The organism is Clostridium mobile, from assembly GCF_018918285.1.
In the GTDB taxonomy this organism is placed as follows: domain Bacteria; phylum Bacillota; class Clostridia; order Clostridiales; family Clostridiaceae; genus Clostridium_AW; species Clostridium_AW mobile.
On sequence record NZ_JAHLQF010000004.1, the window covers coordinates 413,604 to 429,505 of the forward strand.

Below are 15,902 nucleotides of genomic sequence, written 5' to 3' on the forward strand. Positions count from 1 at the left end.
AATTGTTAACTTTTAATCTTCAATCAAAGAAAAGTATTCACAATAAGGAGCTATAGGACACTCCTCACATTTAGGTCTTCTAGCAACACATATATTTCTTCCATGCCATATTAAAAAATGATGGGTATCGCTCCATAATTCTCTAGGTATGTTATTCATAAGTTCTTGCTCAACAGCTTCAGGAGTTTTTCCCTTAGTTATTCCTATTCTGTTTGATACTCTAAACACATGAGTATCTACAGCTATTGCTGGAATACCAAAGGCGTTAGATAACACTACATTTGCAGTTTTTCTACCTACTCCAGGTAATCTTATTAAATCCTCCATGGTATTGGGTACTTCCCCTTCATATTCTTTTATTAACTCCCTTGAAGTCTTTAATATATTTTTGCTTTTACTTTTATATAGTCCACAAGTTTTTATTTTTTCCCCTAATTCTTCTTCTGATAAAGATACCATTTTTTCCGGAGTATTATATTCTTTAAATAACTCTTCTGTTACAATGTTTACTCTAACATCAGTACATTGAGCTGACAGTATGGTGGCTATTAAAAGTTCATAAGAAGAATTAAAATTAAGTGCACACCTTGCATTAGGATAAGTATGCTTTAATATATCTAATATTTTATCTATTCTATCATTATCCATTACTTATCACCCACTTTTAAATAAAAATTTAGTTTTAGAAAACATCACTAGAGTATAAATTTGGATGAAGTTCATTTATAGAACCTCATCCTTACATTCTTATATATTACCTGTTATCTAATTTATATACTCCTTGATATTCCTCTGGTAAAAGGGAGGCTATACTATACATAAAATGATTAAGTGTTCTTTCTTCATATTTATGCTTATCTTCTCCACTCTCTCTATTAGGTACCTCTATAGGCTTCCCAATTATCACTTTAACCTTTGCATGTTGGAATTTTTCAGAGCCCATATCACTTTCATTTATAGGCAAAAGCTTTTCCGTACCTGTCATAGCCATGGGCACAACAGTTGCTCTTGATAGTTTTTGTATCAAAACTACACCTTTTTTCCCTTCTATCATACTTCCTACTCTACTTCTAGTTCCTTCTGGAAAAATTAAAACATTATTATCCCCTTTTAGAGTTTTTACAATGCTAGAAATCGCTTCCTTATCCGCTGTATTAGGTTTTATTGAAATGGTTTTTGTTATTTTTATACCTAAACTGGTTAATGGATTATCAGAAAGTTTTACTCCTGCTACAAATGTTAAATCTTGATCTTTTAATACCTCATTTATAACTAAAGCATCAGAATTGCTTAAGTGATTGCATATAAATAAAATTGGTTTTTTTACATCTTTTAAATTTTCTAATCCTTCTACTTCTATATCTGCATATTTATTTAAATATCCTGCTAATATTTTTTTAGCAATATATACTACTACCCCTTCTGGAAGATATGAAATTAATTTAGCCAATTTGGGAGAAATCATAGATGCTCCACCTTTCATAAAAAATTATATAATTAAATTATAGTTTCTAAAGCTCTAAAAGTCTATTATAATAATCCTTTAAATAAGGTGAGCTAATATCTTTAACTAAATTTGGGTCAAATTTACCATCTATAAAAGCATTTATCATGGCATTTCTAATTATAATATTTTTTCCCCTCCACCCACTAGAAGTCAGTCTGTACTTTTCTTTAAATGCTTTATTATCCAATTTTATCAATTCTTCTATATTAGGACTTTCCATAAAAGGAAAAGGCTTAAATTCTTTAATATTTGATTCAATAACTTTTCTGTTATGTGGACATACTGTTTGGCAGGTATCACATCCAAATAATCTACCATTCAATAACCCAAACCATTCTTTTTCAATATTTTTCTTCTGAGTGATGTAGGATAAACAAATGTTTGAATTGCTAATGCCTTCCTTTATAGATTTAGTTGGGCAAGCTTTTAAACATAAATCACAATCACCACACTTAGATGGTATTTTTTCATCTTCCTCTAGTTCTAAGTCTGTGATTATCTCTCCTAAAAACACAAAAGAACCATATTTTTCTGTTATTATCATATTATTTTTACCTATAAAACCTACACCACATAAATTAGCAATGTATCTTTCTGGCAATGGATTACTATCGACAAAATATATAGAGTTACCTCCTAACTCAGAAATATATTCACATATTTGCTTCAGGTAATTTGTTACTACCTTGTGATAATCTTGTCCTAGTGTATACTTAGAAAAATAAACATGATCTGTAGTATTTTCATCATTAAATAGATAGGGGAATGCTATAGAAATAATGCTTTTTCCCCCTTCTAAAAAGCTTTCTAAATTTATTCTAGATTCAATATCCTGGCTTTCAAACTCATTTTCTAATTCATTATTTTTTCTATATATAAGATGTTCCTCTAACTCCGTCAATCTTCTAATAGACGTAACCCCTAGAGTGTCTAGACCTAAGGACTTACAGAAGTTTACTATCTTTTCTTTCTTTTCTTTGTTATTCATTCTACTTTCTCCAAAAATATATTTTCTATTTCTTAATCTTCATGTCCAACCAACTTTGCAGGTATACCTACTGCTGTATAGTTAGCTGGAATATCTTTTAGCACTACAGCATTAGCGCCAATTTTCGAATTATCACCCAGAGTAATTGGTCCTAATACCTTTGCTCCACTTCCTATTGTAACATTATTGCCAACAGTTGGATGTCTTTTGCCTTTATTCTTTCCTGTTCCACCTAAAGTAACACCATGATACATTATTACATTATCACCTATTTCTGCCGTTTCTCCTATTACTACACCCATTCCATGATCTATAAATAAACCTTTACCTATTTTGGCCCCTGGATGTATTTCTATACCTGTAAAATGCCTTGATAATTGTGACACTAGTCGTGCTAAGAAAAACATTTTGCGTTTATAAAAAAAGTTAGCAATTCTATGATTTATAACAGCATGAATGCTAGGATATAATAAAAAAACTTCTAATCTATTTCTCGCTGCGGGATCATTTTTCATAATAGAGTCTATATCATACTTAATATTTTTAAACATAAAACCCTCCATCAATAAATTATATTTAATTAATTTAAATAAATAAAACATATTAAATCATAACTCTGCAAAAACAAAAAACTCCGTCTCAAAAATAGAGACGAAGTAAAATTTTTCGCTATTCCACTCTACAAAAAGTAAAATGTATCAATACATTCAAGCACTTATTAAATGCTCTATTACTATAACGGGTAATCCCGATGCAGCCTACTATATTCGGTGCACTACTCCAAAGGGCACTTCACATATACTCTCAATAGAAACTCTCTCAGCATAATAAGCTTCCTCTCTGTAAATTACATATATGTTACTTTCCTTCTTCAATGTATTTCCGACTATTTTACTAAGATTTATATAATTATTATATTCTAATCAATGTATTTGTCAACCATTTTATTTGCAAAATCTGTGTTTTCCAATAACTTTAATTAAAGGTCTAGACCATATCCAACTACTGGTTGCCGTTGCTGGATTAAAATAGTAAACTGCTCCTCCTGAAGGATCCCACCCATTCAAAGCATCATTAGCTGCCTTTATGCTATTTGGTTCCATTGCAGCATGTATCTGTCCATCTGCTATAGCTGTAAATGCTCCTGGTTGATATATTACTCCTGCTATGGTATTAGGGAATCTAGAGTCTCTTACTCTATTTAGCACCACCGCTCCAACGGCTACTTGACCTTCATAAGGCTCACCACGGGCCTCACCATTTATAAGCCTCGCCAGTAACTGAACATCTTGATTAGAGGTACCAGGATTACTGCCACCTCCTGTATTCGGATTAATACCCAAAGCGGCTAAAGTAGCACTTCCTACGATTCCATCTACCCCTAATCCATTTTTAGTTTGAAATTTTTGTACCGCAAGAAAGGTTTGGTAACCATATATTCCATCTACATTCCCATCATAGTACCCCCAATTTTTGAGTCTCCTTTGTATTTCAGATACAACGTCACCTCTTGAACCATAGTAATATGTAATTGCACTTAAAGCTTTATTGTAGGGAGCAAAATATATAATAGCGCTGAAATAGGTCATTAAGGCTACCATCATATAGAGAACGATTTTCCTAAAAGAAAAATATTTCTTCATGTTAATACACTCCTCAGTAAATGTTAATTTTTCTTATCTTATTTTTTACCTAAGAGCGTAAAAAAATACATTTATTTTAATTAAAATTAATAATTTTAATTAAAATAAGTATTCTTACTGCATGGAATAATTAAAAAACATATGGATTCGCAAAATAAAAAATCACTAAAAAATTAATTAGTGATTTTTTTTATATCCATTTTGGGTTTTATTAATATTCTATTTCTTTTTTTAGGATTAGGCTTTGTATTTAATGCTCCTAATATTTCTATTCCGTCTTCTATACATTCTATTGTTAAAGGGAAATCTGGACCTTTCTCTCCATCTATGTCAGTCACTATATCTTCATAACATTCAATATGTAATTTATTTGTTTTAAAATACAATAAATTTGGTACACTTTCTAAGTGATCTCCCTTTAGCATACTTATAAATAATGGCACTAAATCTATAAGCATACCCGCTTGAATTATTATTACATCTAACATGCCATCGTCAATTTCAGCCTTATATGCCAGATGTAAGTTGCCAGCGGTCTGACCATTAAAAATTAATATAAGATACATATCTCCATCATAATTTATCTCATCTGAGGTCACTTTAATTTTTAACTTCCTAAAATTAGGGATTTGCTCTATTCCCTTTACATAATAAGCTAATTTCCCCAAATTATTTTTCAGATTTGTATCAGTTTTTTGAGATATATCTGTGAATAAACCCGCACTTGCTACATTGATAAAATATTTATCATTTACTTTTCCTATATCTATCTTTTTAGGCGTGCTATTTAATATTTGCTCGCAAGCTTCTCCTACATCTATAGGCATTCCTATAAACTTTGCAAAATCATTTGCAGTACCTACAGGCAATATTCCAATAGGAAGATCAATGTTTTTTTCTTTAATAAAGTTTACTACGCTATCTACAGTTCCGTCTCCACCTGCAATTAATATATATTTATAACTTTTATCTATATCTTCAAAGGCATTCTCCAAAGTATGATTCATACTTATTCTATAAGGTACTATGGTATATCCATACTTTTGATGAATTGCTATAATTTTATCTAAATCATCTATAATTAAGTTTTCTCCTGAATATGGATTATAAATAAATTTTACCTTATTCATATTGAGCCTCTCCTAATTTTCATAATATGTATATATTATTATAGCACTATACAATATTTATGTCATCAAAAGTATAAATGATAAACGTAAATAGATTAAGTCTAAATCTATTTACGTTTATCTCTTAAAGCCTTAATTTTCTACTGTATATTAGGACTACTTGGTTCAGATATATTCGTTAATGTTTCTCCTGCTTTATTTGATAAATTTGGCTCTACTGATAAATCCCCTAAAGATAGCATTCCAACTAAAGAATTATTCTCCACAACTGGTAGTCTTCTTATTTGTCTTTCACTCATTATTCTAGCAGCTTCTCTTGCCTCTATTTCTGGACTTACTATTACAGGGTTCGAACTCATTATATTTCTTACAGTTTGTCTTTGAGCATTTTCTCCTTCTGCTGCAGATCTTAAAGCTACATCTCTGTCTGTTATTATTCCTATTACCTTATCTCCATCACAAATTGGAAGAGAGCCTATATTATGTTCTCTCATCATCTGAGCTGCACGTTCTACAGTATCCTCAGGAGATAAAGTTGCTAAACTTTTAGTCATAACATCTTTTACTTTCATAAAAAACACCTCCTAAAATATTTTACCCTTTAATCGCATATAATATTTAAGAAAACTTAAAGATTAAAATTATCTTAAATCTGCTTAAAAACTTAACGATAATAAGCTATAATGTAGTATAATTAGGTATAAAGTTTTTAGGAGTGATAATCTAATGCAAAAAAATTCTCTACCAAACTTATTTACTTTTGGTAATTTATGCTGTGGTATTTTATCTTTAATGATGACTTTTCAAGGTAAATATAAAGATGCTTGTTTATTCATATTATTAGCTGGATTAATGGATAGATATGATGGAAGGGTTGCTAGATATCTACAGGTTAGTAGTGAACTTGGTAAGGAACTTGACTCTCTTGCAGATTTGGTTTCTTTCGGTGTAGCTCCATCCATATTAGTATTTAATATGCATAATTTTTCCAATCTTGGTTTATTAGGATATTTTTTAGTTCTAATATTTCCACTGGCAGGAGCATATAGATTAGCTAGGTACAATACAACCGATTTTGATGGAGTCTTTACAGGTGTTCCTATTACCGCAGCCGGTATGTTAATGGCACTTTATTCTTTGTTTACCATGAATAAAATTATTAGCCCTGTTCTTACTATAATTTTAGTAGTAATGTTCTCATATCTTATGGTAAGTAAAGTAAAATTTAAAAAAGTTTAATTTTAAAATATAAAAGACTAACCTTTTGCTCCTATTAGCAAGTTAGTCTTTTAATTTTAATTCCTCATCTATTTCTGTTAGTATATATTTAAGTTGGACCTTAGATTTAAGTATATCTCCTTTTATTTTGCAATAATTAGTATATTCACAAGAACATTGCTCTAAAGTGTCTATTATTTCATCAATTACACATCCTAGTTCATTAGCTCTATCAATAGCCTCTCGTACATCTTTCTTTCTAGCTAATGCTATTCCATTTAATTCTCCCGCTCCTCCAATGAGCAGTCTATATGCATTAACTAACTTTGCTAGAAGTTCAGCTAAATTATTTATATCCCCGTAATATCTTTCCACTACTCTTCTATGATTCATTTTACACACCACATATAAAACTTAATTTATATTTATCTATATGGAAAGAAATATAATTTTATTACCTATTATATCGATAATACTATTTGAAATAACTTCCTCCAACAAACTCTCTTAATATAGAGTTATCAGGCACATGCTTTACATCCACATCTTTAAAAAAGTTTAAAAAACTCTTTAATCTAGATGCTTCATGAAAAATTGGGCTAGAAGGCGTAATTTGATTTAATTCCTTTAATGCATATTGTCTTAAAACACACAGCTCATAAACTAAAGTAGAATTAAACATAACATCCGCATTTTCTTGAAATACAAATATATTTTTTTCTTCTCCTCGTCTAATAGAAGGCCACATATTTAAAGTCTCCTCAGCGCTGTATCCCCTAAATAAGGAGTCTCTTACTATTCTTCTTATTGTTCTTACATCTGTTGTAGCTATTCTATTGTGATCATCTAAATTTAATTGGGTTAAGGCACTTATATAAATCTTAAACTTTTTATCTATAGGTATAGATGAGGTCAACATTTCATTTAGTCCATGTATTCCTTCTACTATAAGTATACCATTTTCAGGAAGCTTCACTTTATGCCCCTGCCACTCTCTTTTTCCGGTTATAAAATTATAAGTTGGTATTTCTACCTCTTCTCCTTGTAATATGGAGGTAAGATGTTTATTAAACAGTTCTAAGTCTAAAGCATTAATAGATTCAAAGTCATACTCTCCAAACTCATCTTTAGGTGTTTTTTCTCTATCTATAAAATAATCATCTAAACCTAAAGGAATTGGCATTAATCCATTAACCCTCAATTGTATACCTAATCTTCTTGCAAAGGTAGTTTTCCCTGATGAGGATGGACCTGCAATTAATATTAGTTTAACGTCATTTCTCTCATGTATCATATCTGCTATATAAGCTGTCTTTTTTTCATGCAATGCTTCTGATACTCTTATAATATTATAAACTTCTCCACTTTCAACTTTATCATTTAAGGAACCTACATCCCCGACCTCTAATATTTTTCCCCATTCTTCAGTTTCTTTAAATATTTTTGCTAATTTTTTATGTTCCACAAATTCTGATATTTCTTTAGGGTTGTTTTCTGTAGGATATCTCAATATGAATCCAGGTTCATAATACATTAAGTCAAAAACTTCTATCACTCCCGTTGAATATGCCATAGGTCCATAAAAATAATCATATCTTCCTTCTAATTCATATAATTTTACTTCATCTGCCTTCACATGTCTTAATAATCTAACCTTGTCTTCCATTTTATAATCTTCAAATATTTTTATAGCTTCTTCCCTTTTAAGGGCAATTTTATTTATACGAGAATTTCTTTTCACTATTTCTTTCATATTCTCTTTTATTTGCCTTAAATCCTCTTCAGTAAGAGGTGTATCTTTACGCACTTCACAATAAAGTCCCTTACTTAGAGAATGTTCTATGGATATTCTCGCTTCTGGAAATAAATTAAGTACTGCTTTTATTAGAACAAATTGTAGTGTTCTTACATAGGTTCTCATACCTATATTGCTAGTAATATCCAATGGTTCAAGAGTGTTTTTCTCATTAATTATATGTGTCAATTCACAAATATCCTCACCAACTTTAGCCAAAACCACAGGAATATCTTTACCCATAGAATTTTCATTTATTATTTCGCCAATTGAACTTCCCTTTTTAACTGTGATATTTTCACCATTTTTTAGTTCCAATTGTATTTTCTCCATAAATTTATCCCCCATTTCAAGTCAATATAATATCATTATAACTCATTATACTCATTTTTTTCAAAATTAGCTCTTACTAAGTTATATTTTTACGTTTTATTCAAATAATATAATTTACAAGGAGTGATATGATTGTTTACAGTATTGATTAGAACTATAATATTATACTTTTTAGTAATCACAGCCATGAGGATAATGGGTAAAAAGCAAATAGGTCAGCTAGAACCTTTCGAATTAGCTATTACTATAATGATATCTGAACTTGCAGCTCTACCAATGCAAGACACAAGAATTCCTCTCGTACATGGAGTAATATCTATTATTACTCTCATTTTACTGCAAACTATTTTAGCTATATTACAACTTAAAAGTGAATTTTTAAGAAAATTAATTAATGGTACACCAAGTATATTAATAAAAGATGGTGATTTAGATATTAATGAATTAAGATATCAAAGATTTAATATAAATGACCTCATGGAAGAATTGCGATTACAAGGGTATTATAATATCTCGGATATAGAGTATGCAATATTAGAAACCAGTGGTCAATTATCTGTAATACCTAAAACTGATTTAACTCCACCTAGCAAAAAGGATCTAGATATAAAAACTACTCAAGATAGTTTACCAATTACTCTCATACTAGATGGAAAAATAAATCATAAAAACCTTCAATCCTTAGGAAAGGATATAAGTTGGTTAGAAAAAAATCTAAACAAAAATGGTATTAAAGATTTTAAGGAAGCCTTTATAGTTTTAATTGATTCTCATGGTGAATTGTATTTTCAAAAAAATTTAAAAAATAATAAAAAATAATTTTAAAGGGTGATTATTATGAAAAATATATTTATTTCGTTTTTTATATTTTTTTGCATGATACTAGGAATTATATTCTCCTTAAATGCTCTAGACAGAATATATGGTAACTTAGATAATCTAAATTCCAAATTAGAACAGTCCATAGAGAAGGAAGATTGGGAAAGTGCTAATCTATTGGTTAATGAAATATCTGACGAATGGCATGAAAATTGTAATAAATTATATATATTCTTGAATCATAATGAAATAGATAATATAAATAGTGAGTTGAGTAAATTAACACAATATATTAAGTACAATAATAAGGAAGAATCTATGGCAAGCCTTTATGTCGTTAAATTTTTCTTTCAGCACACTTTAGATTTAGAAAAAATTAGTTATCAAAACATATTTTAGATTTAACATTATCATCTCTATGTATGGTTCTAGCAAATTTTAGTATTATGATTTATAATAGATTTAGACAATTGGTCAATAAAAAATAGTTGGAAGGTGGAATATTTATGGCTTTAGTAACAACTAAAGAAATGTTTGAAAAGGCTTTTAAAGGAAATTATGCTATAGGTGCTTTCAACATTAACAATATGGAAATAATTCAAGCAGTAGTTAATGCGGCGAAAGAAGAAAATTCTCCTGTAATTCTTCAAGTTTCCTCTAGCGCTCTTAAATATGCTGGTCCTAAGTATTTAAAACATATGGTAGATGCTGCCATAGAAGATACGGGAATTGATATAGCTCTTCATTTGGACCATGGTGCAAATATAGATCAAGTTAAATTGGCTATAGACGCTGGATTTACTTCCGTTATGTTTGATGGTTCTCACTACGATTATGAGGAAAATATTAGACTAACTAAAGAAGTAGTAGAATATGCTCATGACAAAGGTGTCGTTGTAGAAGCAGAGCTTGGAAAATTAGCTGGAATAGAAGATGATGTAAAGGTTGCTGGTCACGAAGCTACTTACACAGATCCAGATCAAGCTTTAGACTTTGTAAAAAGAACAGGAGTGGATTCTTTAGCAATAGCTATAGGAACTAGCCACGGTGCTTACAAGTTTAAAGGAGAGGCTAAACTTGACTTTGACAGACTTGAATCCATAACTGAAAAACTTGAAGCAGATGGCATTAAAAATTTCCCAATAGTATTGCATGGTGCATCTTCTGTTGAACAAAAGTATGTTGCTATGTGTAATGAATATGGTGGAGATATAGGAGGAGCTAAAGGGGTTCCAAATGAAATGTTAAGAAAAGCTGCATCTATGGCAGTATGTAAAATTAACATGGATACAGACTTAAGACTTGCAATGACAGCATCCGTTAGAAAAATTCTTACTGAAAATCCAAAGGAAATAGATCCAAGAAAATATTTAGGTGCTGCAAGAGAAGCAATTCAAGACTTAGTTAAAGATAAAATTAAAAATGTTTTAGGTTCTTCAAATACACTTTAAATTAATTGAAAAATTAAAAGTTAAAAATAATAAATGGGATTTTAGTAAATCTAAAATCCCATTTATTATTTAGTAGTTAGCATAAGTAGAATTCTATATTTTAATCTTCATTCTTTTTTACTATGTATTCTTATCTTTTTACTATGTATTCTCAAATAAAGCTATTTTTCTATATAATTAATAATATTCTTTATAACAATATTTATAGTTCCATCACCATTTCTCTGAACTTGAAACTTATTAACATCAGTATAAGCTTCTTCATTTATATACAGGTCTATATCTCTATCGATTTTAAGTCTAGTTCTTTTATATTTTTTCTCAACCCAATCTTTGTCTATCTCTATTTTTTCTTTAACCCCCTCTGAATAAACATAATCCATATAATTAGCTTGAACTTCTTTATTTTCTCCAAATATATCTTGTGATACTTGGTAAACATCCAAATTTTCCTCTTCTTTTAATTTCTTTCTTACACTACTTCTAATTTTTTCAGCCTCTTCTGCATTTTCTTTTATATTTGTTCTTGTCCACTTTTCTGTAGCTATAAGAAATTTTTTCGTTAGATCTCTTTTATTATCGATTATAGTGCAGCCTAAAAATTTACTAATAAAATAGTTAGCACCATACTCTTCGTCATCCTTTTTCTTTTGTTTATCTATTACATATAAATGAAAATCATCCTCTTCAAGTATTGGTTTTATAAAAGCACATTTTTGTATTCTCTGAGCGCTAGAAGGAAGCCCTGTCACTTCTGGAACAATCTCTATGCCAATTTTATTCTCCACAAAGTTAACACTATGGGTGTAATTTTTTACATAATCCATTTTTATTATACCTAAAAGAGGACCATGCTCTGTAGATAATGATACTACTATCAAATCTCCAGAAGGTATATTTACATTGGATTGCATTAATACAAAAAGCTGCCTTCCTATTTCTTTAGAAGCTTCAATTATATTTATTTGTCCATTTAAATACTCTATGCTAATTTCTTTTACTATATTTCTTTCTTCATTGAATAAAGCATATTTTAAATCTTCATCCTTTAAACATTTTTCAATGTGCTTTAATAAAAAATTATATATTTCTTCATTTAAGTTTAATTTATACTCATTTAATACTGGTTCATCTGCGTTATTATCTAATATATGTATAACAGCTTCATTTATATTTACTTCATTAATATATTGCAAGTTTTCCACTTCCTTTTATTAATTATTATATAGTTAATAAACATATTAATATTTATGATACTTAATTGTATCCTTCTTTTCAAGATTTGAACTTAAAAATCAACTAATATAAAAAACTAGGGAATTTTCTTTTGTGAAAATTCCCTAGTAATTATTCCATTATTTTAATTCTTGTTGCATTTGTGTTGTCTTTGATTTTACCTGTTGAACTTCGTTGTCTGGGGCATCCTTTGTTTGATACCATCCCTTTTGCTTCATAGCATCAAATACTTGATACTGTGTATTTTCTGCATTTTTGAAGTTGTTTAACAATACTGTTCTTAAGTTCGGACAAGATGTTTCTGTTATTCCCGTACTATATGCTGAAATTGTTTGTTTTTCTGTAGCTAATAAATCATCCATTAAATCTTTTTCGCTTAAATTTGGTGTATTATGCATGATATTCCCTCCTAAATTTTAAATTATTATTGATGACTCTCAAGGTATGACTTTAGATCATTAAAGTTTTGTTTATGAGTACTAGCTGCTTGATTGCATAGATCCTTTAATTTAGTGTCTGTGCAGTATTGAGCATATAAATTGAACTTTTTGTTTAGTAAACATTCATAATTCAATTGATCTGATATAACCTTTAAATTATTGCTTTCTATTTGTTTGTTTGATGTATTCATATTTTTACCTCCTGCTTATAATTTTTTTGTATCTTACGATATTTATTTTACCCTTTAAAAAAACAATTATTTATTTTTTTAAAGGGTAAAATAATACATATATCTTTTAAGTGTACAAGAGAATAATTTATGTGCTATAATCTCAATTAAATGGGAGTGATATATTTGAACGAACTTGAGGTTAAGATACTTAATATAGATTTAAATTATATTAGGGAAAAGTTAAAAGAATTAAATTGTGAAAAAGTCAAAGAAGAAAACCAAATAAATAATCTTTTTGATTTTAAAAATAAATATCTTTTAAAACAGCATGGTTATGCAAGAATTAGAATAGTAGAAGACTTATTAAATGAAAAATATAAATATTACATGACAGTAAAAAAATTACTGAGTGATGACAAATTTAAAGTCATGGAAGAAAATGAAGTAAGCATATCTGATCCTATTGAAGGAGAAATGATATTTAAATCATTAGGTTTAGAACTAACTCAAAGCATAAAAAAATATAGAGAAAGTTACAAATATAAAAATTCGCTAGTGGAAATAGACATTAACGATAAATCTTTTTGTCCTTTTCCTTATATTGAAATTGAATCTCCTAATGAAGAAGAGCTTGAAGAAGTTGTTCTAATGCTTGGATATAAAATAGAAGATACAACATCTAAAAGTATATATGAACTAATAGAAATATTTAATACTAAGGGAATTTAATTATGTTTGGATATGTAACACCTTGTAAAATGGAGTTAAAACTTAAAGATTATGAAAAATTTAAATCCTATTATTGCGGCCTTTGCAAAGCTATTAAAAATAATTTTGGTAATGTACCTAGATTTGTTTTGAATTATGATATGACATTTTTAGCTATACTACTACATTCAATCGATGAATGCTCTCCTTCTTATGAATTACAACATTGTATGGTTCATCCATTGAAAAAAAAATTAGTGCTTTTAGAAAATGAGCCTTTAAAGTATGCGGCTTTCTGCAATGTAGCTTTAACCTATTTTAAGCTAATAGATAATATAAATGATGATAATTCTTTAAAAAGTAAAATACTTACTAATATTTTAAGGAAATATATTAATAAAGATTATGACAGTTATAAAGATAAATTAGAATACATCGAAAAAACTCTTAATGAATTATACTTACTAGAAAAGAAAGAAAGTCACTGCTCTATAGATGAGTTAAGTCATCCTTTTGCTCATTTAACAGGCTACATACTTTCTTCGTATATAACTGAAAAAGATGAAGTTTCTAATACTCTTTACGATTTAGGATATAATTTAGGAAAATGGATTTATATTATAGATGCTTGGGATGACTTAGAGAAGGATATGTCACAAAATAAATTTAATGCTATAAATTCCGTTTTTAACAAAGAAAATAAATCTTTTGAAAAATTTAAATTAGATATAAATGATAGAATTGACTTTATATTAACTCTTTGCGGAAGACAATGTCTTAGCTATACTAGAAAGCTTCCAATTAAGAAAAATGAGGAACTTTTATACAATATACTTCAGTTTGGACTTATGGAAAAGATGGATAAAATTTTAAAAAGGAGTGAAATGCGTAATGGGAAATCCATATGAGATATTAGGAGTTAGAGAGGGATCTTCTAAAGAAGATATAAAAAAAGCATATAGAGAGCTGGCAAAAAAATATCACCCAGATCAATATGGGAACAATCCTTTAAGAAATTTAGCTGAAGAGAAGATGCGTGAAATAAATGAAGCATATGATTATCTTATGAAAAATACTAGTGACTATAATACTTATAACAATAATTATAATGATACTAATTATAACAACAATAATTCCAATAATAATTCCAATAATAATTATAGCAACCAGAGAAATGATTCTGTAAACTTTCATTCTATAAGAATGGATATACAATTAGGCAAACTCCGTGAAGCTGAACAAAAACTTCTAAATATATCTTTAAAAAATGCTGAATGGAACTACCTAATGGGTATAATAAATCTAAAAAAAGGATGGTATGATGCTGCTAACAACTATCTTAGAACGGCATGTAGTATGGATCCTAGAAATACAGAATATAGGGATACATTTAATAGGATAAATAATATGAATAATACATATAGACAACCATATCATAATAGCAGATATGGAAATGATTCAGAACTATGTAATTTTTGTGCTACTTTATGGTTTTTAGATTGTTGTTGTGAATGCTGCTGTGGTGGGGATATAGTAAGCTGTTGTTAATATGACTGGAGGTATTATATATGAAAACTTCTTACTTAACTAGAGGTGGAATTCTTACTTCCCTAAGCGTGATTTTAGTATATGCAAGTACCATTGCACCAACAAATAAACTTTTTTTATTGGTAGTAGCTTCTAGTTTAATTCCTTTAGCAATAATTAGTACTAATATTAAAACTAGTATAGGTATATATTTAAGTACTTCTTTGTTAATTTTATTGCTTATAGGCTTTAAATCTTCTGTTTTTTTATATATAGTATTTTTTGGTATATACGGTTTAATAAAATTGTTAATAGAAAAAATAGATAATTTACTTATAGAGTTAATACTTAAGTTTATATTTTTTATTATATGTCTCTGTACAACTTTCTTTGTTTTCTCAGCCATTTTCCCTATTAATAACTTAAGTAATTTCCCAGTTCCGTTACCTGTAGTCATAATTATAGTTGTATTATCATTTTTTTTATACGATTATACTTTAACACTTTTCATATATAAGGTTTCAAAATTTTTTGTTAAAAACAGTTGACAGCATATTATATTTTGATATAATAGTAAATGTCGATATTGACAGAATAACTGATGCCCATTAGCCAAACGGTAAGGCACCTGCCTCTGGAGCAGGCATTGTGTTGGTTCGAATCCAGCATGGGCAGCCATAAAACTCTTGAGAGATCAAGAGTTTTATTTTTATATCCGCATGTTCTTGACAATAGTTTAATAGTATTATAGAATGATATAAATCAATATTAAAGACTGTGAACAGGAGTAGTAATTTTTGATTCATTTTAAGAGAGCTATTGGATGGTGAAAAATAGCAATGATAAAAAATGAACTCGCCTGGGAGTTTATTTGCCCTAAAGGCAAATACGGTTTTTTCCGTTATAAATTTCGAGTGAAAACCTCATCTAGGTT

The 15,902-nt window shown here is 28.8% G+C and carries 20 protein-coding genes, 1 tRNA gene and 1 other annotated feature (1 of these 22 only partly in view); of the genes, 8 read left to right on the top strand and 13 right to left on the bottom strand.

The window, feature by feature from the left end; translation table 11 throughout:
* Nucleotides 1–12 precede the first annotated feature (12 nt).
* The 7 genes from nth to KQI86_RS17225 all read right to left on the bottom strand — a co-directional run bounded on the left by nth (nucleotide 13) and on the right by KQI86_RS17225 (nucleotide 5,840).
* Entirely contained in the window at nucleotides 13–648 is a 636-nt protein-coding gene (gene nth, locus KQI86_RS17195) for an endonuclease III (protein WP_216440648.1), read from the bottom strand.
* 106 nt (nucleotides 649–754) lie between these two features.
* Entirely contained in the window at nucleotides 755–1,465 is a 711-nt protein-coding gene (locus tag KQI86_RS17200; protein WP_216440649.1) for a lysophospholipid acyltransferase family protein, read from the bottom strand.
* 46 nt (nucleotides 1,466–1,511) lie between these two features.
* Nucleotides 1,512–2,495, bottom strand: a complete 984-nt coding sequence (gene queG, locus KQI86_RS17205) for a tRNA epoxyqueuosine(34) reductase QueG (RefSeq protein WP_216440650.1) — start codon at nucleotides 2,493–2,495, stop codon at nucleotides 1,512–1,514.
* A 32-nt stretch (nucleotides 2,496–2,527) separates the two neighbouring features.
* Nucleotides 2,528–3,046, bottom strand: coding sequence for a serine O-acetyltransferase EpsC (gene epsC / locus KQI86_RS17210; RefSeq protein WP_216440651.1), 519 nt, complete (start codon nucleotides 3,044–3,046; stop codon nucleotides 2,528–2,530).
* A 393-nt stretch (nucleotides 3,047–3,439) separates the two neighbouring features.
* A complete protein-coding gene (gene sleB, locus KQI86_RS17215) occupies nucleotides 3,440–4,099 on the bottom strand; it encodes a spore cortex-lytic enzyme (protein WP_425514395.1) in 660 nt (219 codons plus the stop codon).
* A gap of 212 nt (nucleotides 4,100–4,311) precedes the next feature.
* Nucleotides 4,312–5,268: a YegS/Rv2252/BmrU family lipid kinase gene (locus KQI86_RS17220; protein WP_216440653.1), complete on the bottom strand. Its 957-nt coding sequence runs from the start codon at nucleotides 5,266–5,268 to the stop codon at nucleotides 4,312–4,314.
* 140 nt (nucleotides 5,269–5,408) lie between these two features.
* The gene (locus tag KQI86_RS17225) at nucleotides 5,409–5,840 is read right to left on the bottom strand and encodes a CBS domain-containing protein (RefSeq protein ID WP_216440654.1); all 432 of its coding nucleotides are present in this window, start codon (nucleotides 5,838–5,840) and stop codon (nucleotides 5,409–5,411) included.
* Between the two features lie 154 nt (nucleotides 5,841–5,994).
* Between KQI86_RS17225 and pssA the strand changes: the two genes are divergently transcribed.
* Entirely contained in the window at nucleotides 5,995–6,507 is a 513-nt protein-coding gene (gene pssA / locus KQI86_RS17230) for a CDP-diacylglycerol--serine O-phosphatidyltransferase (protein WP_216440655.1), read from the top strand.
* A 42-nt stretch (nucleotides 6,508–6,549) separates the two neighbouring features.
* On the opposite strand, the gene KQI86_RS17235 is transcribed toward pssA, so the two are convergent.
* Nucleotides 6,550–6,879: a hypothetical protein gene (locus KQI86_RS17235; protein WP_216440656.1), complete on the bottom strand. Its 330-nt coding sequence runs from the start codon at nucleotides 6,877–6,879 to the stop codon at nucleotides 6,550–6,552.
* An 82-nt stretch (nucleotides 6,880–6,961) separates the two neighbouring features.
* Nucleotides 6,962–8,614: a nucleoside kinase gene (locus tag KQI86_RS17240; RefSeq protein ID WP_216440657.1), complete on the bottom strand. Its 1,653-nt coding sequence runs from the start codon at nucleotides 8,612–8,614 to the stop codon at nucleotides 6,962–6,964.
* Nucleotides 8,615–8,746: 132 nt separating this feature from the next.
* Here KQI86_RS17240 and KQI86_RS17245 point away from each other — a divergent pair, with 132 nt between their 5' ends.
* The 3 genes from KQI86_RS17245 to fba all read left to right on the top strand — a co-directional run bounded on the left by KQI86_RS17245 (nucleotide 8,747) and on the right by fba (nucleotide 10,884).
* On the top strand, nucleotides 8,747–9,433 hold the full coding sequence (locus KQI86_RS17245) for a DUF421 domain-containing protein (protein WP_216440658.1): 687 nt from the start codon (nucleotides 8,747–8,749) through the stop codon (nucleotides 9,431–9,433).
* An 18-nt stretch (nucleotides 9,434–9,451) separates the two neighbouring features.
* On the top strand, nucleotides 9,452–9,832 hold the full coding sequence (locus KQI86_RS17250) for a DUF4363 family protein (protein WP_216440659.1): 381 nt from the start codon (nucleotides 9,452–9,454) through the stop codon (nucleotides 9,830–9,832).
* Between the two features lie 107 nt (nucleotides 9,833–9,939).
* Nucleotides 9,940–10,884, top strand: a complete 945-nt coding sequence (gene fba / locus KQI86_RS17255; RefSeq protein ID WP_216440660.1) for a class II fructose-1,6-bisphosphate aldolase — start codon at nucleotides 9,940–9,942, stop codon at nucleotides 10,882–10,884.
* A gap of 161 nt (nucleotides 10,885–11,045) precedes the next feature.
* Here fba and KQI86_RS17260 read toward each other — a convergent pair whose 3' ends face one another.
* The 3 genes from KQI86_RS17260 to KQI86_RS17270 form a co-directional block, all read right to left on the bottom strand.
* Nucleotides 11,046–12,080, bottom strand: a complete 1,035-nt coding sequence (locus tag KQI86_RS17260) for a nucleoid-associated protein (protein WP_216440661.1) — start codon at nucleotides 12,078–12,080, stop codon at nucleotides 11,046–11,048.
* Nucleotides 12,081–12,239: 159 nt separating this feature from the next.
* Nucleotides 12,240–12,518 (bottom strand): spore coat protein, encoded by a 279-nt coding sequence (locus KQI86_RS17265; protein WP_216440662.1) that lies wholly within the window; start codon nucleotides 12,516–12,518, stop codon nucleotides 12,240–12,242.
* Nucleotides 12,519–12,544: 26 nt separating this feature from the next.
* A complete protein-coding gene (locus KQI86_RS17270; RefSeq protein ID WP_216440663.1) occupies nucleotides 12,545–12,751 on the bottom strand; it encodes a hypothetical protein in 207 nt (68 codons plus the stop codon).
* Nucleotides 12,752–12,916: 165 nt separating this feature from the next.
* On the opposite strand from KQI86_RS17270, the gene KQI86_RS17275 reads away from it, so the two are divergent.
* Genes KQI86_RS17275 through KQI86_RS17285 form a run of 3 tightly spaced genes read left to right on the top strand, consistent with a single transcriptional unit; the run spans nucleotide 12,917 to nucleotide 14,989 of the window.
* The gene (locus tag KQI86_RS17275) at nucleotides 12,917–13,462 is read left to right on the top strand and encodes a class IV adenylate cyclase (RefSeq protein WP_216440664.1); all 546 of its coding nucleotides are present in this window, start codon (nucleotides 12,917–12,919) and stop codon (nucleotides 13,460–13,462) included.
* A gap of 2 nt (nucleotides 13,463–13,464) precedes the next feature.
* Nucleotides 13,465–14,349 (top strand): DUF5685 family protein, encoded by an 885-nt coding sequence (locus KQI86_RS17280; protein WP_216440665.1) that lies wholly within the window; start codon nucleotides 13,465–13,467, stop codon nucleotides 14,347–14,349.
* Nucleotides 14,333–14,989 (top strand): J domain-containing protein, encoded by a 657-nt coding sequence (locus tag KQI86_RS17285; protein ID WP_216440666.1) that lies wholly within the window; start codon nucleotides 14,333–14,335, stop codon nucleotides 14,987–14,989. Before KQI86_RS17280 ends, KQI86_RS17285 begins: the two co-directional genes overlap by 17 nt.
* Nucleotides 14,990–15,020: 31 nt before the next feature.
* On the opposite strand, the gene KQI86_RS17290 is transcribed toward KQI86_RS17285, so the two are convergent.
* Nucleotides 15,021–15,374: a hypothetical protein gene (locus KQI86_RS17290; protein WP_216440667.1), complete on the bottom strand. Its 354-nt coding sequence runs from the start codon at nucleotides 15,372–15,374 to the stop codon at nucleotides 15,021–15,023.
* Between the two features lie 196 nt (nucleotides 15,375–15,570).
* On the opposite strand from KQI86_RS17290, the gene KQI86_RS17295 reads away from it, so the two are divergent.
* A tRNA-Gln gene (locus KQI86_RS17295) sits at nucleotides 15,571–15,646 on the top strand.
* Nucleotides 15,647–15,736: 90 nt separating this feature from the next.
* Nucleotides 15,737–15,902, top strand: a binding site (T-box leader) (it continues 41 nt past the right edge of the window).